This window comes from Billgrantia hypersalina, from assembly GCF_052584175.1.
This window is the reverse complement of record NZ_JBMIQI010000017.1, coordinates 114,694-140,420: the sequence shown is the minus strand read 5'-3', so window position 1 is coordinate 140,420 and position 25,727 is coordinate 114,694. Positions and strand designations below refer to the sequence as shown.

Here is a 25,727-nt window from a genome sequence, read left to right as displayed (position 1 = left end):
ACGCGGCGGCGTAAACTCACCGCATCATGCATGGCACAGGGATGGGAATGCCCGTGAAAACCCGCAAGGACTATTTCTGGTCGCATCTCATCTGGCCACTGCTCTGGCCGCTGCTGCTGGCCCAGGCGGCCTTGGTGCTGCTGTGCGTGCTGATGGGGCTGGTGCTGTGGTTGGCCATGCCCGATCCTACCTCCTGGGCGGAATCCGCCTGGCTACTGCTGGCCCTGCTGGTCGGTACGACCCTGACCACCTCGGCCTTTCTCCTGCAGTTGCGCCACCGCATGCGCGAGAGTGAAAACCAGGTCGAGTGTCGCCTCGACCGTATTGAGCGGCTGCTTCAGGAGGCCGAGCAGATGCTGCCGCGCTGGCTTGTTCATTCCAGGCGATTCGATACCCAGGATGGCACGCTGATGGGACGTCTGGAGAGGCTGCACGATGGCATGATCGATCTGCAGTCGCGTCTCGAACTGGCACCGAGCCCCGAGAACCTGCTGATGACCAGTCAGCGCCCGGTGCTGCTGCTGTATCGCGGTAAAATCGTGGCTGCCAGCCGGGCCATGGAGCAGCTGCTGGGAGATGGTGAGGAGACGCTGCTGGGGCAGGACCCCGCCTCTCGCCTGATCGCCAAGGTAGACTCGGGCGGCAAGCCGGCCGAGGTGCAGCTGCTGGATTGGGAGGGGCGCTGGCGCACGTTTCAGGTCGAGTGGCTGGAAGCCTCCTCCTATCAGCTGTTGCTCTTCGAACGGACCGGGCTGCATGAATTCGGTGACCTGCTGGCCGCGCGTGAGCGTGCGCGTGAGGATTCACGGCTCAAGTCGCGCTACCTTACCTTGCTGCAGCGGGAATTGGAGCCGCTGCTGTCGGAAATGGCGGAAAGCATGAACCATGATGCCGAGCACGCCGGTAAGCAACGCCACGCCCATCTCAGAGAGCGCATTGCGGATGTCATGCTGTTGATCGGCAGCCTGGCGGGCGAGCAGGAGGTGGCGGAACAGCGCCGTGCGCGCTTGCCGCCCGGCCGTACGGGTCCGCTGCGGGTGCTGGTGGTCGACGATGGCCCGGTCAATCGCATGCTGGCCAGTCAGCTCCTTGAAGCGCAGGGATTTCGTGTCGACAGTGTCGCCAGTGGCCGCGAAGCGCTGGAGCAGCAGCGCCAGGCCTATGATCTGGTGTTGCTGGATATCTTCATGCCGGAAATGGACGGTGTGGAGGTGGCGCGGCGCTGGCGTGAACAGGAAGCGCAGTCACCCGATGCCGGCCGCAGCATTCTTGTGGCTTTGACGGCCAATGCCACGGATAGCGATCGTCAGCGTTTTCTCGATGCCGGCATGGACGATTACCTGGCCAAGCCCTATGGCCCACGGGAGCTGATCGATCTGATGAGGCACTGGCGCCCCGATGCCTTCGAGGAAGCCTCAGAGACATGACGCTTGTCTTGACGCTCCTCGGCTACCTATTCCTGGGAACGGCCGCCGGCACTCTGGCCGGGCTGTTCGGTATCGGCGGCGGTCTGATCATCGTTCCATCCTTGGTGTTCGCCTTCGGGCTGCAAGGCGTTGACGCTGCCGTTACCATGCATCTGGCCGTCGGTACGTCGCTCGCCACCATCGTCGTCACCAGCGCTTCATCGGCATGGGCGCACTATCAGCGGGGCAGCATTCAATGGGCATGGCTCCTGTCGCTGCTCCCCGGGCTGGTGCTGGGGGCGATGGCAGGGGTATTCGTCGCCGGTGCGCTCTCGGGTGGGCTGCTGGGGTCCCTGTTCGGGGTCTTCGTGATGCTGGTGGCGATCAGGATGGCGCTGGGCAGCGGACCCCGTGCAGGGCGAATGGCGCCCGGGCGCCTCGCCATGGGGCTGGCCGGTGTGGTCATTGGCGGCGTTTCGGCGCTGTTCGGCATAGGTGGGGGGACCCTCAGCGTGCCCTGGCTCTCCCGCTGCGGGGCAAGGATGACTCAGGCAGTGGGGACGTCCGCCGCCTGTGGTCTGCCCATTGCACTGTTCGGTGCCATGACCTTTGTCGTGGTGGGCTGGCATCACCCTGCGCTGCCGTCGGGCGCGACCGGCTTCGTCATGTGGCCCGCCTTCCTCGGTATCGTTCTGGCCAGCGTACCCTTCGCCAGGCTGGGCGTACGCCTGGCCCATACGCTCCCGGCCCGCATGCTCAGGCTTTCCTTCGCCACGCTGCTGGCCATCGTGGGGCTCCGTTTCCTGTTCTGAGGTGTACATGAACTATCCTGACATCGACCCGGTCGCCATTTCGCTCGGTCCCTTCCAGGTTTACTGGTATGGCCTGATGTACGTGGTCGGCTTCGTGGGGGCCTGGTGGCTGGGTCGCCTGAGGGCCGAGCGCTTCGGCCTCACCAAGGATGACGTTGGCGACCTGCTGTTCTACGCAGCGCTCGGCGTCGTGGTGGGCGGTCGACTTGGCTATGCGCTGTTCTACGGCCTGGACCAATGGCTGGCCGATCCGCTATGGGTGTTCCGCGTCTGGGATGGCGGCATGAGCTTTCATGGCGGATTGATTGGCGTGCTGCTGGCAGCGCTGTGGTTCGCGCGCAAGAAGCGCATGGCCTTCTTCACCCTGACCGACTTCTTCGCTCCCATGGTGCCGATCGGCCTGGGCGCCGGGCGTATCGGCAACTTCATCAACCGCGAACTGCCCGGACGCGTTACCGACATGCCCTGGGGCATGCCGTTCCCCGGCATGGGGCCGGAGCCGCGCCACCCCACTTCGCTCTACGAAGCGCTGCTCGAGGGACTGGTGCTGTTCGTCGTGCTGTGGTGGGTCTCGGCGGTGCCGCGGCGTCGCGGCCTGGTGTCGGGGCTGTTCCTGCTGCTCTACGGCATGTTCCGGTTCCTGGTCGAGTTCTTCCGCTTGCCGGATGCGCATATCGGCTATCTCGCCTTCGGCTGGTTCACCATGGGCATGCTGCTGACCCTGCCGATGATCGCCTTCGGCCTCGTGCTGATCGCCTGGTCGCGGCGCCAGCCGGTAGACGGTATGGAAGGGCGGAGAGGAGTCGAACGGGAGTAGGACGCCAAGCAGAGAGGCGGTAGACTCTCGGACCTATCGATCACTTTTCCTGAGCCTTGCAACGATGCCTGACGATAATGCCCTGCCCGGGCTAGAGCCGCCTTCCCTCGAACAGCCCGCTCTCGAACAGCCGTATCTGGACCTCATGCGCCAGGTACTGGAGCAGGGCGTGGACAGCGAGGATCGCACCGGGGTGGGCACGCGCTCGCTGTTCGGCCACCAGATGCGCTTCGATCTTGCGCGCGGTTTTCCACTGGTGACCACCAAGAAGCTTCACTTGCGCTCGATCATCCATGAGCTTTTGTGGTTTCTGCGCGGCGACACCAACATCGCTTATCTCAAGGAGCACGGTGTCAGTATCTGGGACGAATGGGCCGACGAGAAGGGCGATCTTGGCCCGGTCTACGGCTATCAATGGCGCAGCTGGCCCGACCCTCGCGGCGGCCATGTCGACCAGATCGCCAGGCTGCTGGAGCAGATCCGCGTCAACCCGCGCTCCCGGCGGCTGATCGTCTCCGCCTGGAACCCGGCGCTGGTCGACGAGATGGCCTTGCCGCCATGCCACTGCCTGTTCCAGTTCTATGTCGCAGAAGGGCGGCTCTCCTGTCAGCTCTACCAGCGCAGCGCCGACATCTTCCTCGGCGTGCCGTTCAATATCGCCAGCTACGCACTGTTGACCCGAATGATCGCCCAGGTCTCGGGGCTCGAGCCCGGCGATTTCGTGCACACGCTCGGCGACGCGCACCTCTATCTCAACCACCTGGAGCAGGCCGAGCTGCAGCTGACGCGCACGCCGCGTTCCGCGCCCAGGCTGGTGCTCGACCCCAGCGTCGACTCCCTGTTCGAGTTCCGCTTCGAGCACATCGCCATCGAAGGCTACGATCCCTACCCCCATATCAAGGCAAAGGTTGCGGTATGACAGACGAGACCCTGGTGCCGATAGCGTTGATCGCCGCCGTGGCACGAAACGGCGTGATCGGCATCGACAACAAGCTGCCCTGGCACCTGCCCGAGGACCTCAAGTTCTTCAAGCGCATGACCCAGGCCAAGCCGCTGGTCATGGGGCGCAAGACCTTTGCCTCCATCGGCCGGCCGTTGCCGGGGCGGCTCAATATCGTGGTGACGCGGGATACCGAGTTCCACCACGACGGTGTGCGGGTCTGTCACGATCTGGAGTCGGCTCTGTTCCTGGCCGACCAGCAGGCTACCATCGACGCCAGTGAAGAAATCATGGTCATGGGAGGCGGCGAGATCTACGCCCAGGCGCTGGCCCATGCCAGCCGTGTCTACCTGACCGAGGTGGATATCGAGGTCGAGGGTGACACCCGCTTTCCGCCGCTCGACGAGCATGAGTGGCAGGAAGTGCAGCGGGTGCCTGGCTCACCCAGCCCGGGCCAGCCGACCTATAGCTTCGTCGAATATCATCGCCGCTAACCGTACGTTGTAAGCGCCACGCTTGTAGCACAAACTAGGTGGAAGCACGGGGGCAATGCGGCGATTCGCTCGCCCAGGCATTGGTGCAGCGTTTTCCGGGAGGATGCCGGTTTGATCGAAGAGCGTTCATTGCTTTTATTCAGCGACCTCGAGGCACGTGCCGCCGATGCGCTCGAAGAACTGCGTGTTTGCCGCGCCAAGGTGCAGGAGCTCGAAACCCGCCTTGCGGAGTCCGACGCACTGCGTCAGGAGCTGGAGGCGGCCCGTCTCGAACTGGCGGAAGAAAACCGCGAGCTCGATGAGCAGAACCGAGAACTCGAAGAGGACAACAGCCGCCTGCGCGAGCGGCTGCGCAAGGGGGAACCGGCCCCCGTCTTCCCCGGCACGGCGCGGCGCGCCCAAGGGCTAGCTGCACTCATTGGGCAGCGCCCGCGGGAGGAGCCGGCCCCGGGAAATCAGCGCGGGGCGGTAGAGGATGCCGGCCCCGAACAGACGCAAGACGAGGCCGAAGCGGCATGCGACGAGGCGATGCCGAGCCGAAGCCCGGCCGCGGCAACCTCCGACGAAGCGCCGGCCACGCCCGAGCCTTCGCGCCAGTCCGGGGCAGGGCGGGAGCGGGGTGAAGGCAAGGAAGACGATCGCCAGGGGGCGCTTGCCATCGAGCAGGCGCCTTCCGCCGATGCCCTGCTCAAGCAGTGGTACCAGCGCTACCCGCGCACTTTCTTCAAGGGGCACACCCGGCCGCTCAAGGTCGGCATCCACCACGACCTCACCGTCCGCGAACCCTGGCCCGAGAAACTCGTGCGCCGGGCGCTGGCGGGCTATGTCAACCTGCCGCGCTATCTCAAGGCCGTACGCGAAGGCGCCGAGCGCATCGATCTCGACGGCGCACCCGCCGGCAGCGTTGACGCCCAGGCCGCCGAGCACGCCAAGCGCAAGCTGGAACGGCTACAGAGCGAGCGGCGTGAGCGCGGCCTCGCGGCGGGCGGCGCCGCCCGTCGCGACGGTAGCAAGACCCGCGGCAGCCGCCGCAGCGAGAGTGACCGGCATGCGCCTAAGGCCGAGCGCAGCTCCCGGGCGGCATCGGCCGGTAGCAAGCCTACCCCGGCCGAAACCGCTAAGGTGCCTGCCGATCCCGAGGCGCGCATGGAGGCCAAGCTTTCGGCGCTGTTGGCCAAGCATGGTCAGGCCAAGGGACACTGAAAGCCAGGCTCGACCAGGCTTCGTCCAATAATCGGCGAGCACAGCCAACTTTGAGCGAAGCCGAGCGTTAAAGCGCGCTCTTGCCTCTCTTCCATCAGCGGGGCATGATGTGCGGGCTCATCGCTGCCAGGCAAAACATACTGCCATTGCCTGCGGCACGCGGCCATCGGGCGGGAGCGCCCAAGACCGCACCAGCAGGGAAAAGTTCCGTCGGGGAAGCGGGCGCTGAAGGAAAACAGTGTTTTTTCTTATTGCGTTCCCATTTTTCCCGGTATAGAGTTCTACCTGCGAGCATTGGACTATAACAAGGCTTCGCTGCGGTCATGACCGGCCCAGGCCACTCCTGAGAAGGATCGAGCCAAGCACGGCGGGACCCATGCCCGGCAAGCTACCTGCACCGATCACCGATCCGTGCAGCAACGATCGAAACAGTAAGCTAGTGAAAGGAACTATCGCGATGAAAAAGACACTGTTAGCGACTGCCATTGCCGGTGCCCTGGGCGCCTCCGCTGCCGCTCAGGCCGCTACCGTTTACGACCAGGACGGCACTCAGCTGATCGTCAACGGCCGTATTGCCCTGGGTATCTCCGGCGGCGGTGAAGAAGACACCGATCCGGGCGACGCGAAGACTGGCGGCACTGAGTTCCGCAATATCTACTCTCGCCTCGGCCTTACCATGAGCCACGACATCAACCGCGACCTTCGCGCCTTCGGTCGTATCGAGTGGCGTTTCAATGGTGACGAGCGTGACCAGTCTGGCGGTTTCTCTGAAGTGCGTCACAGCTACCTCGGCCTCGAGAGCGCTTCGTTCGGTACCGTGATGGCGGGTAACTTCGACAGTTTCTACAACAGCCACGTCATGAGCCCGTTCGATGTCTACATCGATCGTGGTCTGGAATTCTCCGACGGTGCGGGCGGCGACCTGCAGGCCCGCGGCGACTCCATCGGCTATATCACGCCGGACCTGAGCGGCTTCCAGGCCTTCCTGATGGGTAAGCATTACACCGGTAACGGCCTGGAAGAGACTGGTGAAGACCGCGACTCTGCCATCAATGTTCAGGGTGGTGTGAAGTACGAAATGGCTGGCCTGCGTCTGGCCGTCGGTTTCGCCCAGGATCGTGACGACAACGCCCTGTATGGTGACGACGATGATCTGCGCGTAGGCACCCGCCATCGTTACAATGGTGCTGACCTGCGCGGCGCTGACGAGAACATCTACGGTGCTACCGCTTCCTACGCCTTCAACGACAACTTCTCTGCCCGTATCGGCTACGAAACACAGAGCACCAATAACACTCAGCGTGATGCGGCTGCCGATGCTTTTGAAGCGGCAACAACGGAAGCTGAAGAGAATGCAGCCCGTTCCGATTACAACCGTTATTCAGGGCACGATGTCTGGGGCCTGGGTGCCAGCTACTCGCTGGGTCAGTGGGCCTTCAATGCTGACGTTTACCGCGTGAGCCCGGACAATGCCGACAGCCGCACCGCCTGGGCCGCCGGCGCCTACTACAAGGTGTCCAGCAACTTCGACGTCTTCGGCGAGCTGAACCGTGCCGACCAGGGCAACATCACCCTCAGCACTGATAGTGGCGTTGATGTCGAAGAGAACAGCGATAACCTCTACTGGCTGGTTGGCGCTCGCTACCACTTCTAATCGCCCTGCCTGACGGCAAGCGATGATCGAAGACACGTCGACTCGCTCGACGACAGAACCGGCCCTTCGGGGCCGGTTTTCTTATGCCTGCATGTTTTGCCTGACTGCCCGCACAGCCCAAATGACGTTTTTCTGATAAACTGGCTCGCCTTTTCCCGACTGTGCGAGGAACGGTCTTGGAGATTATCTGGCTGGCCTACGTGGCCTTGGGTGGGGTGGTCGGCATCATGGCCGGCCTGTTGGGCATTGGCGGTGGCGGCATCATGGTGCCGATTCTGACCGCGTTGTTCGTCGTGCAGGGTGTGCCGCACGAACACCTGGCCCACCTGGCGCTGGGGACGGCGATGGCCGCCATCATTCCCGCATCCACTGCAAGTCTTCTCTCTCATCGTCGGCACGGTGCCGTGCGCTGGGATATCGTCCGCTATCTGACGCCCGGCATCCTGGTGGGCACTTTCCTGGCTACCTTCGTCGCCGCCCTGCTGCCGACTCGTGGCCTGGCCATCTTCTTCGCCGGCTTCATGATCCTGATGTCGCTGCAGATGCTGGCCAATCTCAAGCCCAAGCCTACGCGAAGCCTACCGGGGCCTGTCGGGCTCGGCGGCGCGGGTCTGGGGATCGGTGGCATATCGGCGCTGGTCGCCATTGGCGGTGGCTCGCTGACCGTGCCGTTCCTGACTTGGTGCAACGTCAAGTTGCCCATGGCCATCGGGACGTCTGCCGCCGTCGGGTTGCCGATTGCCCTGGCCGGTGCCCTGGGCTATGTCATCAATGGCTGGGGTACGCCCGGCCTGCCTGGCGCGGCGCTGGGCTTCGTCTACCTACCTGCGCTGCTGTTGATGGCACCGTTCAGCATTCTGCTGGCGCCCGTTGGGGCCAGGCTGGCACATCGCCTGCCGGTGGCCATGCTCAAGCGTGTCTTTGCCCTCATGCTGATGGGGCTCGCGTTGCAGATGGTCTACACCGTGTTCAATGCCTAGCGGTTGTTCCGGCGGGGCAAGCAGGGACGCCAAGCCATGAGAGATTCGAGAGATGAGAAACGACACGGCCACCCGTAGGTGGCCGTGCCGTAATCGAGCCTAGGGGGTCGCCCTTTGCTCGGGAGCGGCCAGTACGGCCTTGAGATGGGCAAGATCACGGGAGATATCGGTTTCGACGAACTCCGCAATCAGTCGCTCGGCCTCACGCTTGGCCGTCTGCTCGACATAGTCGGCATAGGTCGTCACGACAGCGTCGCAATAGCGGCAAATCAGCCGGTCCGTCGGCTTCGGGTTGCCGTTCCAGAAGTTGCTGCCGTTGCATTCGGGACACGCCACTTTCCTTGTGCGCTGAAACATTCGGGCCTCCTGCCTGAAGTTCACTTGGGAGCCATTACCCTACCACAGATTTCCTTACCGTCTCATGACGGTTTATCAATGCGAAGCGGCTCGCACGTTACGGGGTTGTTTCTCGGTGGTGAGGCTGGCGCCGATCTCGAGCAGGCCGAGGATCACGTGGGGCCAGACGATCACACTGGCAAATCCGAACAGCCACGGCGAGATCAGTAACAGAACACCGCTGATCAGGTCCATGGTAAGGTGCAAGGGCATGGGGATCATATGCATCAACCCCATTTCGTATTTCGTCATGACGGCTTGGGCCAACATGATGATGCCCAGGACGATCGGTACCCACTGGGCAGGGCCGCCGGTGGCGAATCCGAAAAGAAACGGAGCCACGATGAGCAGCAAGCCCATCGCGTAGTCGACCATACCGTGTACCCGTGTCGAGATGAAACGCATGGCATCCTCCTTGTTTGCCAGGTTCATTGCATGGCTTGTCATGCATGCATTAGCGTGGCACAGGAATGGCGCTTCCGGTTTGTCGTAATGTTTCTTTGTGCAAGCCCGCATGGCGTCGAGTAAGCGTGCCGCAGCCACGAGGCGTTTGGTCGCTGACCCTTTTCATTTCCTACACTCTTCGGCAGGAAGGTTGTCATAACCTCACCCGGCGGCCGGCACGGAGCGCAAGATGACCGTAGATCCGATTACCCCCAACGACCTGCTTGTTCGCAAGCTCGACAGCATTTTTCCTCTTTCGGCCGAAGAGAAACAGGCGCTTCAGGACCTGCCGATCCAGGTGGTGGCCTTGAAGGCCGACCAGGACATCGTGCGCCTCGGTGAGCGCCCACATCAGTGCTGCATGGTTCTCGAGGGCTTCACCTGTGTCTACAAGCTGAGCTTCGGAGGCAGGCGACAGATCATGGCACTGCACGTACCGGGGGATATCCCCGACCTGCAGAGCCTGCACCTGAAAGTCATGGACAACAGCATCGCGACCATCAGTGCCTGTCAGGTGGGGTTCGTCCAGCATGACGATTTGCGCCATGTCTGCGAACAACACCCGCGCCTCACCGCGGCTTTCTGGCGCGAGACGCTGGTGGATGCCTCCCTGTTTCGCGAGTGGCTACTCAGCATCGGGCAACGCGATGCCTATGCGCGCGTAGCCCATCTCCTATGTGAACTTCTGGTACGAATGAAGGCGGTGGGGCTGGTCGAGAACCACGCCTTTGCGCTTCCGATCACGCAGGAGGAGCTCGCCGATGCCATTGGCGTAAGCGCCGTCCACGTAAGCCGGACGTTCCAGGCGCTGCGTGCCAAGGGACTGGTGGAGTACAGGAAAATGCAGGTTACCATTCCCGACTGGGAGAAGCTGAAGGAAGCAGGGGAGTTCGACCCCCTTTATCTTCACCTCGAGGGGCGCGTGGCCGTTTGACGGAATGAGCCGGGGCACCACGTCCTGCATGGCGCGCCCCAGCATACTCGCCGGCGTGCAACGCCCGTTGCGGATCCGATGTTGATACTGAGCGATGCGGCGGCGCAGGGGGGGCGAGGAAAGAGTGGCGCCCCCACCAGGATTCGAACCTGGGACCTTCCCCTTAGGAGGGGGACGCTCTATCCAGCTGAGCTATGGGGGCAGCACGGCTGCGCATTATAAGCGCTTGTGACAGCGAGATAAACCGCTGGGCCTGGCGTTGTTGCCAGCAGCGAGTCGAACCGCCATCATCGATTGGCCGACTTAGCAGGAAAAGTACATGGAGATCGATGAGTACCGCCGGTATGACGCCTTGGGGCTGGCCGCGTTGATACGCCGGGGAGAGGTGAGCCGAACGGAGGTCTTCGATGCCGCCTGCCATGCCATCGAACGCGATAATCCCAGGCTCAAGGCGGTGGTAAGGACTCGCTTCGAGCGTGCCCGGGCCGAATCCGATGCCACCAATCCAACATCGCCGTTTGCCGGCGTGCCGACGCTGACGAAAGACCTGCTGATGGCCATCGAGGGCGAGCCGCTGGCTTTCGGTAGCGCTGCGCTGGCGGATTGGAAGGCCCCCCGGGATGCGACCCTCGTCACTCGCCTGCGCCAGGCGGGCCTCGCTATCCTGGGCCAGACGGCCACGCCGGAGCTGGGGCTGATGGGGATCACCGAGCCTCGTGCCTTTCCCCACCCCGTCAATCCGTGGGACGAGCGCTTCTCCCCGGGCGGCTCCAGCGGCGGCGCGGCCGCAGCGGTGGCCGGCGGGCTGGTGCCGCTGGCGATGGCCGGCGATGGTGGCGGCTCGATCCGCATACCCGCAGGCTATTGCGGCCTGTTCGGCCTCAAGCCCTCGCGTGGGCGGGTGCCTCAGGGCCCGCTGCACGGCGAGGTTTGGCAGGGTGCCGTGGTAGAGCATGCCGTGACCCGCTCGGTACGAGACAGTGCGGCGCTGCTCGATGCCATCAACGGCATGGATACGGGGGCGCCTTATCCGGTGAGGCATGAGTCCGGTTTCCTGACCGCGCTCGAGCGCCCGCCGGCACCGCTGCGGGTCGCCGTATCGCTGGGTGAACCTTTGAGCAAGCCGCTCGGCTCTACGCTCGATCCGGAGGTGCGCCGGGCAGTGGAGCAGGCGGCGATCATGCTTGAAGGGTTCGGGCATCACGTCGAGTGGGCCGAACCGCCAGTGGATGGCGAGCGCCTGGCCAATGCCTACCTGACACTCTATCTCGGTCATCTCAGCGCGGACCTGGAATGGATTGCCCGCGAAACCGGCGTGCCCGTTTCGCGTCTCGAGGTCGAACCCTCCACCCGTGCCATTGCCCGGTTGGGGCGTCACCTGCCGGTGCGCGACTACGAGCTGGCCAAACGCGACTGGAACTCGGCGGCACGCGCCTTGGGCGCCTTCCACCGTCGCCAAGACATACTGCTGATGCCGGTAGCAGCGGCACCGCCGCCACGCCTGGGCGAGCTCTACCCACCGCACGCCCAGGAGCGCTTGATGGCGCTGTTGGCCGTTCCCGGTGTGCCGAAACTGGCACTCAAGGCCGGTATGCTCAAGCGCTTGGCACGCGATGCCCTGTCCCGCACGCCATTTACCCAACTGGCCAACCTCACCGGGCAGCCGGCCATGTCCCTGCCGCTGCATGTCACCGCGAACGGGCTGCCGGTAGGGGTGCAGGCGATGGGCGCCATGGGCGATGAGCGCCGCCTGCTGGCATTGGCGGCACAGGTCGAGGCCGAGGTGAACTGGGGGGAGCACCTGCCCAGGCGCATGCAGGACGGGTAGAATGCGCGCCACACGTAACTGCCGGGCTTAGCCATGACCGACTCCTCTCCGCTATCGCCGGCCGGTGACCGCCATTTCGACGGGCTGGGCGACAAGTTCGCCGGTAGCCTCTACGGCGGTCCGCGTGGCGAATTGCGCCTGGCCATGCTCGATGCGCTGCTGCCGGAAATGCTCGATCTCGACGGCCAGCCGGTGCTGGACGTGGGCGGGGGCCTGGGCCAGCTTTCCGCCTGGTTCGCCCAGCGAGGCCATCCGGTTACCCTGCTGGAGCCGGCCGGCGATATGCTCGACCAGGCCCGCAAGACGCTCGATGACCTGCCGGTGAGCTTGGTGCAGGCGCCGTTGCAGGCGTTGCCGGAGCGCCTCTCCGGCCCCTGGCCGCTGATCGCCTGCCACGCCGTGCTGGAGTGGCTCAGCGATCCCCGGGCCGCCTTCGCTACGCTGGCTCGACAGCTTGCCCCCGAGGGGCAACTGTCGCTGATGGTTTTCAACCGCGACGCGCTGCGTTTCTCCAACGTGGTCAAGGGCAACCTGCAAAAAGCCCTGGATGACCGCCTCGAGGGTACCGGTCGGCGTCAGCGGCTGACCCCCATTTCGCCGCTCTGCCATGAGGACATCGCCGTCTGGAGCCGCGAATGCGGCCTGACGATTCGGGCGGTGGCGGGCATACGCATCTTCCACGACTATCTGCGCCATCCGCCGGCCAGCGAAGCCGACTGGCAACGCCTGGTGGCACTTGAGAAACGCTGCTGCCGGGCTGAACCGCACTGGCGCCTGGGGCGGTATCTGCTCTACACGCTGGTGAAGCGCACAGGAACGACCGAGGAGCACGTCCGATGAGGGCTGAAACGCCGGTATGCCAGCTGCTGGAGCGCCAGGAAGCCGACTATCGTGGCTGGCTGTGGGTGGCTCCGCCGCGCGATGCCTGGCTCGAAGGGGGCGAGGGCCGTGTGGTCAGCGCCGATCATGCGGTACTCGGGGCGTGGCGCGAACGCGGCCGCCCAGCTATGTCGCCTTTCGATGCCGAGCCGGTCGGAGACCCCCCCGGCGCGGTGCTGTTCTGGCCCAAGGCCCATGCGCTGGGCGAGTGGTGGCTGCTGTGGCTGTGCGCCAACTTGCCGGCGGGTACGCCGCTGCAGCTGGTGGGGGAGAACCAGGGGGGCATCAAGCGCGTGCTCAAGGTGCTGGCCGCGTTGGGGCTGGGCTGTCGCAAGCGCGATAGCGCTCGGCGCTGCATACTTTTCGAGACGCGCCTTGGCGCCGTGGGCATCGATCCGGATGCCGCCTGGACTCGCTTCGAGGTCGATGGAATGACGCTCGTCAGCCACCCAGGCGTGTTCGGTCATGGCAAGCTCGATGACGGCACCCGCCTGTTGCTTGAGCATCTGGCGCGGACATTGCCGGGGGCCGAGCGGATGCCCGAGGTGCTCGACATGGGGTGCGGCGACGGTATCCTCTCGGCCTGGCTGGCGCGCCGGGGACACGCTGTGACAGCGGTTGACGTCAACGGCTTCGCGGTGGAGGCCACCCGGCGTACCCTGGCGGCCAACGGGCTCACCGGGCGAGTGCTGGGAAGTGACGTCTATTCGGCCCTGGCGGGATGCCGCTTCGCCGCCATCGTCAGCAACCCGCCGTTCCATCAGGAGCGCAGCATCGACTACGGCCCGGCGGGGCGTCTGATTCGCCAGGCTGGCGAGCACCTGTTGCCTGGTGGGGAGCTGTGGTTGGTGGCCAATGCCTTCCTGCCTTATCCCAGCCTGCTGGAGCGTGCCTTCGGTGACTTCGAGATTACCGCCGACGACCGTCGCTTTCGGGTCTATCGAACCCGCGTGGCCGGTTCCCGGTAAGCGATTTCCGTGATCACGTAGCTTGTGTCGCCCGCTGGTGCGGTCACGGTGACGTCATCGTCCAGGGACTTGCCCAGCAGGGCACGGGCCAGCGGAGCGTCGACGCTGATCCAGCGCTTGGCGGTGTCGGTCTCGTCGTGGCCGACGATGCGGATACGCATCTCCTCGCCTGCTTCATCTTCAAGGGTGACGAAGGCACCGAAATAGACCCTGTCGATATCCGCCGGGAGGCGGTCCACCACCTGCAACTCGTCGAGCCGCTTGGTCAGGTAGCGGATGCGCGCGATGACCCGGTTGAGTTCCTTCTTGTTGTAGGTGTAGTCGGCGTTCTCGCTGCGGTCGCCGAGCGCTGCCGCTTCGCCCACCTTGGCCGAAAGGGCAGGGCGCTTGACCCGCGAAAGATGATCGAGAATGCCGCGCAGTCGCTCGGCGCCTTCGGCGGTGATCAGGTTGCTCTTGGGTTCCTGGCGCGGATCCTTGGCCGGGTCGCGCCAGCGTGTCATGTTGCGGCCCTTCATGCCGTTACGCTCCTGATTTTATCCTGCAAGTGACGCAAGATACGTGATTGGTCCACAGGGAGCCAGTGGCCATATCGAGTTCGGACTGGCGGATCATTCAAACGTTCGTTACATTCTGGAGGCGGCAAGACCGTTTCCAAGAACAACCCGTTAGTCACGCGTAAGGAGTCAGCCCATGCTACGACATCAACTCATCGGTGCCGCCCTGGGGGCCGCTCTACTGCTCGCCCCCTTTACGGCTGCCTCGGCCTGGGAGAGCGACGTCGAGTCGCTCAAGCAGCGTTGGGAGCGGATCAACACCCAGCAGGCCGAAGGTGAGCGCCGTGGCGCGCTCAAGTCACTGGCCAGCGAAGCCGAACAGTTGACCGAGGCCCATGCCGGTGAGGCCCGGCCGCTGATCTGGTACGGCATCATCGAAGCCTCTTATGCGCGCGAGCGCAGCGGCCTAGGGGCGCTCAGCAGTGCCCGCTCGGCTCGTGACGCCCTGGAGCGCGCCATCGAGCTCGACCCCGAGGGGGGGAATGGCTCGGCCTACGTGACGCTGGGGGCGCTGTATGATCGTGCACCGGGTCGTCCTCTTGGCTTCGGCAACAGCGAGACGGCCGAGCGTATGTTCCAGCGCGCCTTGGAGATCCGCCCCGACGGCATTGACGTCAATTACTACTATGCCGCCTTCCTCGAGGACGAGGGGCGCCGGGACGAGGCGCGCGAGCATGCCCAGCGTGCCGTCGACGGCACCGCTCGCGAGGATCGTCAGACATCCGACGAGGCGTTGCGCGAGGAGGCCAGGGTACTGCTGTCTCGTCTTTGATGCGAATTTGCCGTGCGCCTCGCGCAAAGGCGCATGGTTTCGTCCTGTGGCGGTTGGCATGGCCGCGTCCGGTCATGATAATGGACGGCATCCGCAGACTCGGAGGCCTGCATGTCCGATCATCACGAAAGCGGCTGGGATGCCGCCCGCCTGCCCAGCTTCAACGCTGCCGACGTCGAGCTCATCGAGCGTCGCTGCCTGCATGAGGGCTTCTTCCGTCTCGACGAGGTCCATTTTCGCCATCGCCTGTTCGAAGGCGGTTGGAGTCCCCCCACGGTGCGTGAAGTCCATGTACGGCATGACGCCGTGGGCGTGCTGCTCTACGACGTCGAGCGCGACTGCGTGGCGCTGGTCGAGCAGGTCCGAGCCGGTGCCCTGGGCGATCCCGAGTCGCCATGGAAACTGGAGATCGTCGCCGGCCTGGTCGAGGCGGGCGAGAGCGCGGCCGAGGTGGCCCGGCGCGAGGCCATGGAGGAAGCTGGCTGCGAGGTCAGCGAACTCATCGAGCTGCCCACCTACTATCCCAGCCCCGGCGCCTGTTCAGAGCGTGTTACGCTGTTCTGTGCCCTGGTCGACAGTAAGGGGTTGGGGGGCGTCCATGGCCTGGAGGAGGAGCATGAGGATATCCGGGTTCACGTGCTACCGTTCAAACGTGCCTGGGAACTCTTGCAGGCTGGAAGACTCGACAATGCCATGTGTCTGATCGCCTTCTACTGGTTGGCGGCGGAACGGGCATCTCTACGAGCAAGGGGGTAGCGTGGCAAGAATCGCCTATGTCACCGATCTGAAAAGCCTGCAGGGCGAGTGCAGTGCCAACTACCTGCGACTGACGCGGCTGCTGGGCGACCTGAGTGCGGGCGAGACGCTCGAGCTCGAGCTGACGGGCCGGCGCGGCCGGTTTGGTACCCTGTGGTTGTCGGTGCTGGAGCAGGCGCCCTATACCACTATCGTGCGCGTGAGCCAGAGCGGGCTGATGGATACCGTCATCGAACCGCCCCGGATGCGCGTACATCTCTACCACGATGTGCGCATGGCCGAGGTCACCGACTTCCAGCGCGAGCGTCACTTCAATGGACGCTATCGCTATCCCAACGTGCGCATGTTCCAACCCGACGAGAAGCTGCAACTCAACCGCTTCCTGGGTGAGTGGCTGGCCCACGGTCTTGAGCATGGCCATCCCAGCAGCGTGACGGAACTGCCGGGATGATGCGTCTGGCCCAGGTCAGCGACTGCCACCTGCATGCCGATCCCGACGCGCGCTCCCGTGCCGGCTTTCCCTTGAGGCAGTTGGAAGCCGTGGTGGATTCCGTTCGGGCCAAGCGGCCCGACGTGGTCATCGTCAGCGGCGACGTCAGCCAGGATCAGACGTCGGCCTCCTATCAGCATGCCCATCGCCTTTTCTCGACCCTCGATTGCCCCTGGTTCTGGCTGGCGGGCAATCATGATCAGCCAGGGTTGATGGAAGACACCAAGCCCTTCCACGACGATATCGATCTGGCCGACTGGCGACTGGTGATAGCGGATACGAGCGTCCGCGGGCACGCCCATGGCGCACTGGGCGAAGAGCGGATCGGCGCGCTGGTCGAGCGCCTCGCCCAGGACGAGAGGCCGACTCTGCTGGCCATGCACCATCCCCCGCTCGCCGTCGGTTCGGCCTGGCTCGACGAGATCGGTCTCCTGGATCGCGACGCCTTCTGGCAGGCCCTTGCCTCCTTCCCTCAGGTCAAGGTGATACTCTGCGGCCATGTTCACCAGGCATTCGCCGCCAGCAAGGCGCTCGACCATGGCGTGGTCCGGGTATTCGGCTGCCCCTCCACCACCGACCAGTTCCTGCCCGGCTCCGACGATTTCGCCATTGACGAGGCATCACGCCCCGGCTATCGGCTCTTCGATCTGAAAGGCGAGGAGTGGACCACCTGGGTGGAACGCGTCGACCTGTGAACGTAGATGCCTTTTTGATCTAAAAAGATAGGTAATCATTCTTTTACGTTATTATGGGCCTGGCGTTACCCTGTGCGCATGATCCTACTTGCCCATCGTCATGCGAGGTACCCGGGCCGATGACCAGTCTCCACGCTCCCGAGCACAAGCCGGTTTCCCAGGCTCCCGACTCGCCGGCCTCCCTGTCGCCACGCCGGCTGACTCACCTTCAGCAGCTGGAGGCGGAGTCGATCCACATTATCCGCGAGGTGGCGGCCGAATTCCGCAACCCGGTGATGCTCTACTCCATCGGCAAGGACTCCTCGGTGATGCTGCACCTGGCGCGCAAGGCGTTTTTTCCCGGGCCGCCGCCGTTCCCGCTGATGCACATCAACACCACCTGGAAGTTCCGCGAGATGATCGCCTTCCGCGACCGCATGGCCGGGGAGGTGGGCATGGAGCTGATCGAGCATATCAACGAGGAGGGTCGTGCCGCGGGCATCAACCCCTTCGATCACGGCTCCAGCGGCTACACCGACGTGATGAAGACGCAGGCGCTCAAGCAGGCACTGGACAAGTACGGCTTCGATGCCGCGTTCGGCGGTGCCCGCCGCGACGAGGAGGCCAGCCGCGCCAAGGAGCGGGTATTCTCGTTCCGCGACAAGTTCCATCGCTGGGACCCCAAGAATCAGCGTCCGGAGCTGTGGAACCTGTATAACGCCCGGGTCAACAAGGGGGAGTCGATCCGCGCCTTCCCGCTCTCCAACTGGACCGAGCTGGACATTTGGCAATACATCTATCTGGAGCAGATTCCCATCGTGCCGCTCTACTACGCCGCGCCGCGGCCGGTGGTGGCGCGTGACGGCATGCTGGTGATGGTCGATGACGAGCGCATGCCGCTCGCTCCCGGCGAAATACCGGAGAAGAAGTGGGTGCGCTTCCGCACCCTGGGCTGCTACCCGTTGACCGGCGCGGTGGAATCGAAGGCGGATACTCTGCCCGAGATCATCCAGGAGATGCTGTTGACGCGCACCAGTGAACGCAGCGGTCGAGCCATCGACCACGATCAGGCGGGCTCGATGGAGAAGAAGAAGCGCGAGGGTTACTTCTAGTCGCTGGCGAAAATTCGCTGCATCTCGCTGACTTTTCGCTCAGCGTCTGACCATTGATTTTCGGGATGTCACCATGGCCCATCAGTCTTCTCTCATTGCCGACAACATCGAGCAGTACCTGCACGAGCACGAGAACAAGGACCTGTTGCGTTTCATCACCTGCGGCAGCGTCGACGACGGCAAGTCGACCCTGATCGGTCGACTGCTGCACGACTCCAAGATGATCTTCGACGATCACTTGGCGGCACTTACCCGCGACTCCAAGAAAAGCGGCACCACAGGCGATGCCGTCGACCTGGCGCTGCTGGTGGATGGCCTGCAGTCGGAGCGCGAGCAGGGCATCACCATCGACGTGGCCTACCGCTTCTTCTCCACCGACAAGCGCAAGTTCATCATCGCCGACACGCCGGGGCACGAGCAGTACACTCGCAACATGGCCACCGGCGCTTCCACCGCCAATCTGGCCATCATTCTGATCGATGCCCGCTACGGCGTGCAGACCCAGACTCGCCGGCACAGCTTCATTGCCGACCTGCTGGGCATCAAGCACCTGGTCATCGCGGTGAACAAGATGGACCTGGTGGGCTTCGACGAGGCGCGCTTCGACGAGATCGTCGCCGACTACCGTCGTTTCGCCGAGCAGCTCTCTGTCACCGACCTGCACTTCGTGCCGATGTCGGCGCTGGAAGGCGACAACGTGGTCAACCGCAGCGATCGCACGCCTTGGTACCGGGTAGGCGGCAAGACCGGGCCGGCGCTGCTGGAGCTGCTGGAAACCGTGGAGGTCGAGCGCGACCGCAACCTCTCCGACCTGCGCTTCCCTGTGCAGTACGTCAACCGCCCCAACCTCGATTTCCGTGGCTACGCCGGCACGCTGGAAGCTGGCGTGCTGCGCCCCGGCCTGGCCGTCAAGGCGCTCCCCTCGGGCAAGACCAGCCGCGTCGAGCGCGTGGTGACCTTCGATGGCGACCTGGAGTCGGCCTGGCCGGGTCAGGCGGTGACCGTGACCCTCGAGGACGAGATCGATATCTCCCGTGGCGACTGGATCGTCGCCTTGGATGCCGAGGTGGCCCTGACCAATGCTTTCGATGCGGATATCGTGTGGATGCACGAGCAGCCGCTGGCACCAGGCCGGCAGTACGATATCCGCCTGGCCGGGCGCTCCGTCTCGGGGCAGGTGAGTGAAATCCAGTATCAGGTCGACGTCAACACGCTGGAGCGGCACGAGGCGGACTGCCTCGAGCTGAACGCTATCGCCCGCTGCCGGGTCGAGCTGACCGCCGCGGTGGCTCTCGATCCGTACGAACAAAGCCCCGGGACGGGTAGCTTCATCGTCATCGACCGGCTCTCGAACGTCACCGTGGGCGCGGGGATGGTGCGTGCCGCCGCCGATTCCGCGGGGCAGCCGCGCAACGAGGTCGATTGGGCCGCCTTCGAACGGGAGCTCAATGCCCTGGTGCGCCGCCATTTTCCCCATTGGGAAGCGAAAGACGTGCGCGAGCTGATCAAGCGCTGAAGAAAGGCATTGCTCTCTTCGGTTGATCTCGTCGCTCGTTCTTCCACACTATAAGGACCCGGCCGTCAGGTCGGGTCTTGTCGTAAGAGAGTGTCATGGACGTGCCAGGGAGGGACACCATGCAAGATCGGGGTATACGACCGTGCCGGCATTACCCGCATGGCGCCAGGCGAGGTCGCCAATGGTAAGGCGGCATCGCAAGAGCGGTTTCCTGCGGCGACTGTTGCGTATCGCTGCTCGTCCGATGAGGCGTGATCGGGGGCGGGGCGGCTACGTGGTTCATCCCTATCGCGGCTATGGTTCCCGTCACGAGGTTTTCCTGATGGGGCGCGTGTTTCGCCAGGCCGCCCTGGGCGATTTCATTCCCCGCTACGGCATGCTGCGCGACTTGGCCGACGTGATCCGGCGCCTCTTTCGCCACGGATTGCCGCAGGTCGACGTCGAGGTAAGTCTGGGTGAGAACGTCACTACCGTCACCACTGACAGCGACGGCTACTTCGACGTTCACATGCCGCTCACGCATCCGCTGCCGTCGGACACCGCCTGGCATCACGCCCAGTTGCACGTGGTGCTGCCGGGCGTGGAGCCGGTTCAGTCGTTCACCGAAGTCTATATCCCACCGGCAGAGGCCGACCTGCTGGTCATCAGCGACATCGACGATACGGTGATGTATACCGGCGTGGCGAACAAGCTGCGCATGATGCATCGCCTGTTCGTCAAGCAGGCTCATCAGCGCATGGCCTTCCCCGGTGCCGCGGCGCTCTACCAGGCCCTGCACGTGGGCAGCAGCGGCAAGGCCAAGCGACCCATCCTCTACGTCTCTCGCGGCCCCTGGAGCATCTACGAAATGCTCGAGGAGTTCTTCCAGCTCAACCGCATACCCGTGGGACCCATTCTGTTCCTGCGTGAATGGGGCGTCTCCTGGCGCAAGCCCTGGCCGCGCCGCGCCGAGGACCACAAGTACGACATGATCCAGCACATGCTGGCGATGCGCGACGAACTGCCCTGCGTGTTGATCGGTGACAGCGGCCAGCACGATCCCGAGGTTTATGCCCGTATTGTTCACGAGTATCCCGAGCGAGTTCAGGCGGTCTACATCCGCCGGGTGGAACGCAAGCCCGAGCGTCAACGTGCCATCGATGCGTTGCGCGAAGAGATACGCCATACCGGCTGTGACCTAGTACTGGCCGATGACAGCCTGGCCATGGCCGAACACGCTTTCGATCAGGGACTTATCGCAGAAGAAGGGCTGCAGAAGGTGCGCCGGGAATCCTCTCGATAGAACGATTTGGCGGCAGGGATTCGTCCTAACGAGCCTTTTGACGATCAATAAAAGCGTTACGCTGTGTGTCGATTTCTTGCGTTTTTGTTCGTTACTCTGCGCCTGACGCAAGGGGCTTCGTGTATTTCTCGTTGAAGCCTGCGCGCTATCGATACCGAGGTGCCCAACATGACCACAATCGTATGGGATGGAACGACTCTTGCGACGGATTCGCTGATCAGTGTCAACGGCTCGACCTACAATTACGCGCAGAAGCTATTTCGGCTCGACAGCGGTGAGTGGGTGGCCTTCGCCGGCGAACAGCAGGAGTGGTGGGAGGTCATGGAGTGGCTCAACGCCGGGGCGCCACGTAACGACAAGCCCCATGTGACGCGTGTCGAGATGATCATCGCCGGTCCCGATGGCGTTTTCGAGATGTTCAACAAGCTGGTTCGCATCCCGGTAAACGGCCCCGTGGCCTACGGTACCGGCTGGAAGTGGGCACTGGCTGCCATCGACCATGGCAAGTGCGCCGTCGAGGCGGTGGAGTATGCCATTACCCGCGACCATGACAGCGGTGGCGAGGTACAGTCCGTCACCCCGACCAGGGCCGGCATGCCTTTCAGAACGCTGATGCGAGACGTCGAGGCTTCCCCCGCCACGACCTGAAAATCGCGCCGAACAGCACAGCCCCGGCCAACTGGTCGGGGTTTTGTCGTTCGCGGGTAGAGTGACGCGACAGCATGAACCCGAACCGGGTACGCTAGGACCAAACCACGACCTGAACGAGATGCCGGACGCCATGATCGTCGTCGCCATTGTCCTGCTGCTGGCCGTCTTTCTGCTACCCAACGTCTGGGCCCGCTGGGTGCTGGCGCGCCATGCGCGCGGTCGCAACGACTATCCGGGCACCGGCGCCGAACTGGCCGATCACTTACTGCGTCGCTTGGGGATCGAAGGGGTCAAGGTGGAAATGACCGAGCAGGGTGATCACTACGATCCCGAGGCGCGTCGGGTTCGACTTTCCCGCGAGCACTACGAGGGGCGCTCGCTCACCGCAGTCACCGTGGCCGCCCATGAAGTCGGCCACGCCATCCAGCACCATGAAGGCTACGCACCGCTGATTGCCCGTGCGCGGATGGTAGGCGTGGCGCAGCGGGCCGAGAAGATCGGCACGCTGCTGATGATGGCCGCTCCCTTTCTTTTCATATTGACTCGCTTACCCGGTGGCCTGGCGATCGTGATCGTGGCGGCGGTAATCAGCTTCGGCACGGCAGCGCTGGTGCATCTGGTAACCCTTCCGGTGGAATTCGATGCCAGCTTCAATCGCGCCCTGCCGCTACTCCGGGAGTACGTGCCGCCCTACGATATGCCCGGCGCCCGCCACGTGCTGACCGCCTGTGCTTTCACCTACGTTGCGGCGTCGCTGGCAAGCATTCTGAACCTGGGGCGCTGGCTGGTGATACTTCGCCGCTGACCGCTCCCTCACCTTGAGCGTAAGCGGGAGGGCTTTCTAAAGTTTCGGGAGCGGTGACTGACCTTCACGAAGGAGGTGCGATCATGACGACTCCCCAGGATTACGTTCGCGACCATGCCAAGCCACTTGACGGACGCAGTACCGATTACGACACGCTGCTGGAGCAGGTGGGCGATCGTCCGCTGGTGCTGCTCGGCGAGGCGTCCCACGGTACCGCAGAGTTCTATCACATGCGGGCCGAGATCACGCGGCGCCTGATTCGTGAAAAGGGCTTCGAGGCGGTGATCGTCGAGGCCGACTGGCCCGATGCGCTGCGGCTCGACCGCTACGCCCGCGGCGAAGGCGACGACACCCTGAAGACGGCCTTCGACGATTTCCAGCGTTTCCCGCAATGGATGTGGCGCAACACCGAGGTGCGCGATTTCATCGGCTGGCTCAAGGAGCACAACGCCGGCAAGAATGCCAACGAGCAGGTAGGCTTCTACGGATTGGATATCTACAGTCTGCATCGCTCGGCGGAAGCGGTGATCGAGTACCTCGACGGCATTGACCCGGAACAGGCGCGTATCGCCCGTGATGGCTACGGCTGCCTCGATCACGGAGGCGATCCGGTTCGCTACGGTCACGATGCCGCCTTTGGGCTGAGCCGAATCTGCGAGGATGCTGCCGTGCGCCTGCTCTCCGATCTGCTGGAGAAATCGAGCGGCTACCTGCGCGAAGATGGCCGTCGCTTGCGGGACGAGCAGTTCCTTGCCGAGCAGAATGCCCGCGTCGTGGTCAATGCGGAGCACTACTACCGGGCCATGTTCGGCTCACGGGTGGATACCTGGAACCTGCGCGACGAGCACATGACCGATACCATCGCCGAACTGCGCGAGCACCTGCGCCGCCATGGCGGGCAGGGTAAGGTAGTCGTATGGGCGCACAATTCTCATCTGGGCGATGCATCCTTCACCGATATGGGCTGGCATCGCGGCCAGCACAACGTCGGCCAGCTGGTGCGCCATCGCTTCGGTGCCGACCAGGCGCTGCTGGTGGGTTTCACCACCCACACTGGCTTCGTCTCGGCGGCCCGAGACTGGGACGGCCCGGTGGAGCATCGCAAGGTCAGGCCCGCCATGGAGGGAAGTGTCGAGCGGCTGTTTCACGACAGCGGCCCCGGCGATTTCTACTTGCCGCTGGGCGAGCGCGCCGCACCCTTTAAGGAACCGCTGTGGGAACGCGCCATCGGCGTGATCTACCGTCCCGAATCGGAGCGCATCAGCCACTATTTCCAGGCCTCGGTGGCCCAGCAGTTCGACGCCGTCTTCCACGTCGACGAGACCCGCGCCGTGCAGCCATTCGACAAGGGCGACCTGTGGCGCCCGGAGGATGTGCCCGATACCTATCCGTTTGGCGTCTAGTCGGGCCGATTGGCCATCACCACCGCCCGGCGCGGTGCGGGGTAGCCCTCGCGGGTTCGCGTCGGGTCGGCAGGGTCGAGGAAATCGGCCAGGGACTGAAAGGTCATCCAGGAAGTGCTGCGTTGCTCGTCGAGGGTGGTGGGAGCCTCGTCCACGACGCGAACGCTGTCGAAGCCGCAGCGCTCGAGCCATAGGCATAACGCGCTTGATGACGGCAGGAAGTAGACGTTGGGCATGGCGGCGTAGCGCTCGCCCGGCAGCAGCACGGTTGCCGCGTCGCCTTCCACCACCAGTGTCTCCAGGATGAGTTCGCCACCGGGGCGCAAGGCATCCTTCAACTGCAGCAAATGTTCCAGCGGCGAGGGTCGGTGATAAAGCACTCCCATCGAGAATACCGTGTCGAAGAAGGCGAGCCGCTCGGGCACGTCTTCGATGCCCACCGGCAGGAAGTGGGTGCGACCGCCGTCGGCATTGCCGACGAAGTGTCGCAGCGCCTGGAACTGATAGTAGAAGCGCGGCGAGGGATCGATCACCAGCACGAAGGCGGCGCCGGCCCCGGCCATGCGCCAGGCGTGGTAGCCGCTGCCGCCGCCCACATCGAGGACGCGGCGGCCGTGCAGGTCGGCCAGGTGGGGCGCGACCCGCTGCCATTTCCAGTCCGAGCGCCATTCGGTATCGATGTGGATGCCGGCCAGGCGGTAGGGACCCTTGCGCCACGGCATCAGCTTTCGCAGCAGATTCTCGCACTGGCGGCGCTGGCTGTCGTCGAGTCGGCAGTCGACCGTCACCATGTCGCCATTCAGCTGCACGTCGCGCGAGTCGGGCAGGGCAGGCAGCTTGGCTACCGCCTTCTCCCAGGCCGGCAGGTCGCCGTAGCGCTTGCGATCGAGGCCCAGGGCCAGTTGTTCAGGCAGGCGAGCGAGCCAGCTGTCCAGCCCCTGATCGATAAAGGCGCGATAGAGCGGACGCTGTTCGACGGGAATCGTCACCTCAGGCCTCCTTGAACGCGATCAGCGAGGCGAAGTTGAGGTACTGGAACCAGGTCAGCGAGCGCGTGAACCCGGCTCGGGACAGGCGAGCATGGTGCGCCTCGAGCGTGTCCGGCACCAGTACGTTCTCCAGGGCCGTGCGTTTCTGGCTGATTTCCAGATCGCTGTAGCCGTTGGCCCGCTTGAAGTCGTGATAGCGCTCGACCCGCCAGGCATTGTCGCGCTCGTCGGGGTCCACCACCTTCTCCGACAGGACCAACACACCGCCGGGCTCCAGTGCCTCGAACAGGCGAGCCAGCAGCGATTCGCGATCCTCCGGCGGCAGAAATTGCAGGGTGAAGTTGAGGATCACCATGCCGGACGGTCGATAGTCCAGGCTGCGGATATCCCCTTCGATGACCTCGATGGCATGCTCGGGGCACTCGCTGGCAAGCGTCTCGCGGGCACGGGCGACCATGGCAGGGGAGATATCCACGGCGGTGAGGCGAAAGGCATCCGCCGGCAGTTGGCCGGCCAGGGCGAGGCTGGCGGCGCCCAGTGAGCAGCCCAGATCATAGACGTGGGCGCCGTGGCGCAGGTGGCGCGTCGCGATCAGCCCCAGCATGCCCAGTATCTGGCCATAGCCCGGCACCGAACGGCGGATCATGTCCGGAAAGCAGGCTACCACCCTTTCGTCGAAGGAGAAGCGCGCGACCCGGTCCAGGGGTGTGGAAAAGATCGCGTCGCGATAAGATGCGTCACTCATGAGCAAGCCGGTAACGTGGAACAGGCCGGTATTCTACGCTGGCCGCCGGTCGGCTGCACGGATGCAGCGCCGCATCGTCGCGAGATCTGGCTGATGATCGTATATTGAGTCGGCCCTGTGGATTTACAGGCGGATACAAGGCTAGCCTGTGGGCGAAGGATTTCGCGCGGCTCCTGTTGGGAGTCGTCAACGACGCGGTGGTTTTCGCAAGACGTCAAGG

At 64.1% G+C, this 25,727-nt stretch carries 27 protein-coding genes and 1 tRNA gene; 22 read left to right on the top strand and 6 right to left on the bottom strand.

Annotated elements, in window-relative coordinates; all coding sequences use genetic code 11:
- Positions 1 to 53 precede the first annotated feature (53 nt).
- The 8 genes from ACOJCM_RS13675 to ACOJCM_RS13640 all read left to right on the top strand — a co-directional run bounded on the left by ACOJCM_RS13675 (position 54) and on the right by ACOJCM_RS13640 (position 8,306).
- Entirely contained in the window at positions 54 to 1,427 is a 1,374-nt protein-coding gene (locus ACOJCM_RS13675) for a response regulator (protein ID WP_445212611.1), read from the top strand.
- Positions 1,424 to 2,218, top strand: coding sequence for a sulfite exporter TauE/SafE family protein (locus ACOJCM_RS13670; protein WP_445212610.1), 795 nt, complete (start codon positions 1,424 to 1,426; stop codon positions 2,216 to 2,218). Before ACOJCM_RS13675 ends, ACOJCM_RS13670 begins: the two co-directional genes overlap by 4 nt.
- 7 nt (positions 2,219 to 2,225) lie before the next feature.
- Positions 2,226 to 3,035 (top strand): prolipoprotein diacylglyceryl transferase, encoded by an 810-nt coding sequence (gene lgt, locus ACOJCM_RS13665; RefSeq protein WP_445212609.1) that lies wholly within the window; start codon positions 2,226 to 2,228, stop codon positions 3,033 to 3,035.
- 64 nt (positions 3,036 to 3,099) lie between these two features.
- Positions 3,100 to 3,954, top strand: coding sequence for a thymidylate synthase (locus tag ACOJCM_RS13660; protein ID WP_445212608.1), 855 nt, complete (start codon positions 3,100 to 3,102; stop codon positions 3,952 to 3,954).
- Positions 3,951 to 4,469: a dihydrofolate reductase gene (locus ACOJCM_RS13655; protein ID WP_445212607.1), complete on the top strand. Its 519-nt coding sequence runs from the start codon at positions 3,951 to 3,953 to the stop codon at positions 4,467 to 4,469. Before ACOJCM_RS13660 ends, ACOJCM_RS13655 begins: the two co-directional genes overlap by 4 nt.
- A gap of 111 nt (positions 4,470 to 4,580) precedes the next feature.
- Entirely contained in the window at positions 4,581 to 5,672 is a 1,092-nt protein-coding gene (locus ACOJCM_RS13650) for a ProQ/FINO family protein (protein WP_445212606.1), read from the top strand.
- 457 nt (positions 5,673 to 6,129) lie between these two features.
- Positions 6,130 to 7,326 carry a porin gene (locus ACOJCM_RS13645; protein WP_445212605.1) on the top strand — a complete coding sequence of 399 codons (1,197 nt, stop codon included), beginning with the start codon at positions 6,130 to 6,132 and terminating at the stop codon, positions 7,324 to 7,326.
- Between the two features lie 176 nt (positions 7,327 to 7,502).
- Positions 7,503 to 8,306 (top strand): sulfite exporter TauE/SafE family protein, encoded by an 804-nt coding sequence (locus ACOJCM_RS13640; protein ID WP_445212604.1) that lies wholly within the window; start codon positions 7,503 to 7,505, stop codon positions 8,304 to 8,306.
- Between the two features lie 99 nt (positions 8,307 to 8,405).
- On the opposite strand, the gene ACOJCM_RS13635 is transcribed toward ACOJCM_RS13640, so the two are convergent.
- Positions 8,406 to 8,663, bottom strand: coding sequence for a hypothetical protein (locus ACOJCM_RS13635; RefSeq protein WP_445212603.1), 258 nt, complete (start codon positions 8,661 to 8,663; stop codon positions 8,406 to 8,408).
- 75 nt (positions 8,664 to 8,738) lie between these two features.
- Positions 8,739 to 9,107 carry an SPW repeat domain-containing protein gene (locus ACOJCM_RS13630; RefSeq protein ID WP_445212602.1) on the bottom strand — a complete coding sequence of 123 codons (369 nt, stop codon included), beginning with the start codon at positions 9,105 to 9,107 and terminating at the stop codon, positions 8,739 to 8,741.
- A gap of 229 nt (positions 9,108 to 9,336) precedes the next feature.
- Here ACOJCM_RS13630 and ACOJCM_RS13625 point away from each other — a divergent pair, with 229 nt between their 5' ends.
- On the top strand, positions 9,337 to 10,080 hold the full coding sequence (locus ACOJCM_RS13625) for a Crp/Fnr family transcriptional regulator (RefSeq protein ID WP_445212601.1): 744 nt from the start codon (positions 9,337 to 9,339) through the stop codon (positions 10,078 to 10,080).
- Between the two features lie 125 nt (positions 10,081 to 10,205).
- On the opposite strand, the gene ACOJCM_RS13620 is transcribed toward ACOJCM_RS13625, so the two are convergent.
- Positions 10,206 to 10,282 (bottom strand) — tRNA-Arg (locus tag ACOJCM_RS13620).
- 117 nt (positions 10,283 to 10,399) lie between these two features.
- Here ACOJCM_RS13620 and ACOJCM_RS13615 point away from each other — a divergent pair.
- From ACOJCM_RS13615 to ACOJCM_RS13605, 3 genes are read left to right on the top strand one after another with little or no spacing between them, the layout of a single operon-like run.
- A complete protein-coding gene (locus tag ACOJCM_RS13615) occupies positions 10,400 to 11,908 on the top strand; it encodes an amidase (protein WP_445212600.1) in 1,509 nt (502 codons plus the stop codon).
- 33 nt (positions 11,909 to 11,941) lie between these two features.
- Positions 11,942 to 12,748, top strand: a complete 807-nt coding sequence (locus ACOJCM_RS13610; protein ID WP_445212599.1) for a methyltransferase domain-containing protein — start codon at positions 11,942 to 11,944, stop codon at positions 12,746 to 12,748.
- Positions 12,745 to 13,755: a methyltransferase gene (locus tag ACOJCM_RS13605; RefSeq protein WP_445212598.1), complete on the top strand. Its 1,011-nt coding sequence runs from the start codon at positions 12,745 to 12,747 to the stop codon at positions 13,753 to 13,755. The genes ACOJCM_RS13610 and ACOJCM_RS13605 overlap by 4 nt, the downstream gene beginning before the upstream one ends.
- Here the strand turns inward: ACOJCM_RS13605 and greB are convergent.
- Positions 13,725 to 14,273, bottom strand: a complete 549-nt coding sequence (gene greB, locus ACOJCM_RS13600; RefSeq protein ID WP_445212597.1) for a transcription elongation factor GreB — start codon at positions 14,271 to 14,273, stop codon at positions 13,725 to 13,727. The genes ACOJCM_RS13605 and greB overlap by 31 nt on opposite strands.
- A gap of 175 nt (positions 14,274 to 14,448) precedes the next feature.
- On the opposite strand from greB, the gene ACOJCM_RS13595 reads away from it, so the two are divergent.
- The 10 genes from ACOJCM_RS13595 to ACOJCM_RS13550 all read left to right on the top strand — a co-directional run bounded on the left by ACOJCM_RS13595 (position 14,449) and on the right by ACOJCM_RS13550 (position 23,773).
- A complete protein-coding gene (locus ACOJCM_RS13595; protein ID WP_445212596.1) occupies positions 14,449 to 15,084 on the top strand; it encodes a TRAP transporter TatT component family protein in 636 nt (211 codons plus the stop codon).
- A gap of 111 nt (positions 15,085 to 15,195) precedes the next feature.
- Complete coding sequence (locus ACOJCM_RS13590; RefSeq protein ID WP_445212595.1) at positions 15,196 to 15,840, top strand: NUDIX domain-containing protein; 645 nt, start codon at positions 15,196 to 15,198, stop codon at positions 15,838 to 15,840.
- Position 15,841: 1 nt separating this feature from the next.
- Positions 15,842 to 16,291: a DUF1249 domain-containing protein gene (locus tag ACOJCM_RS13585; RefSeq protein ID WP_445212594.1), complete on the top strand. Its 450-nt coding sequence runs from the start codon at positions 15,842 to 15,844 to the stop codon at positions 16,289 to 16,291.
- Positions 16,288 to 17,025, top strand: coding sequence for a metallophosphoesterase (locus ACOJCM_RS13580; RefSeq protein WP_445212593.1), 738 nt, complete (start codon positions 16,288 to 16,290; stop codon positions 17,023 to 17,025). The genes ACOJCM_RS13585 and ACOJCM_RS13580 overlap by 4 nt, the downstream gene beginning before the upstream one ends.
- A 119-nt stretch (positions 17,026 to 17,144) precedes the next feature.
- Positions 17,145 to 18,116, top strand: coding sequence for a sulfate adenylyltransferase subunit CysD (gene cysD / locus ACOJCM_RS13575; RefSeq protein WP_445212592.1), 972 nt, complete (start codon positions 17,145 to 17,147; stop codon positions 18,114 to 18,116).
- 73 nt (positions 18,117 to 18,189) lie between these two features.
- Entirely contained in the window at positions 18,190 to 19,632 is a 1,443-nt protein-coding gene (cysN, locus tag ACOJCM_RS13570) for a sulfate adenylyltransferase subunit CysN (protein WP_445212591.1), read from the top strand.
- Positions 19,633 to 19,813: 181 nt separating this feature from the next.
- The gene (locus ACOJCM_RS13565; RefSeq protein ID WP_445212590.1) at positions 19,814 to 20,914 is read left to right on the top strand and encodes an App1 family protein; all 1,101 of its coding nucleotides are present in this window, start codon (positions 19,814 to 19,816) and stop codon (positions 20,912 to 20,914) included.
- A gap of 168 nt (positions 20,915 to 21,082) precedes the next feature.
- Entirely contained in the window at positions 21,083 to 21,562 is a 480-nt protein-coding gene (locus ACOJCM_RS13560; protein ID WP_445212589.1) for a 20S proteasome subunit A/B, read from the top strand.
- Between the two features lie 133 nt (positions 21,563 to 21,695).
- Positions 21,696 to 22,370, top strand: coding sequence for a zinc metallopeptidase (locus ACOJCM_RS13555; RefSeq protein ID WP_445212792.1), 675 nt, complete (start codon positions 21,696 to 21,698; stop codon positions 22,368 to 22,370).
- 83 nt (positions 22,371 to 22,453) lie between these two features.
- Positions 22,454 to 23,773, top strand: coding sequence for an erythromycin esterase family protein (locus ACOJCM_RS13550; RefSeq protein WP_445212588.1), 1,320 nt, complete (start codon positions 22,454 to 22,456; stop codon positions 23,771 to 23,773).
- Here ACOJCM_RS13550 and cmoB read toward each other — a convergent pair.
- Positions 23,770 to 24,762, bottom strand: a complete 993-nt coding sequence (gene cmoB, locus ACOJCM_RS13545) for a tRNA 5-methoxyuridine(34)/uridine 5-oxyacetic acid(34) synthase CmoB (RefSeq protein WP_445212587.1) — start codon at positions 24,760 to 24,762, stop codon at positions 23,770 to 23,772. The two genes, ACOJCM_RS13550 and cmoB, sit on opposite strands and share 4 nt — an antisense overlap.
- 1 nt (position 24,763) lies before the next feature.
- Entirely contained in the window at positions 24,764 to 25,507 is a 744-nt protein-coding gene (gene cmoA, locus ACOJCM_RS13540; RefSeq protein WP_445212586.1) for a carboxy-S-adenosyl-L-methionine synthase CmoA, read from the bottom strand.
- Positions 25,508 to 25,727 lie beyond the last annotated feature (220 nt).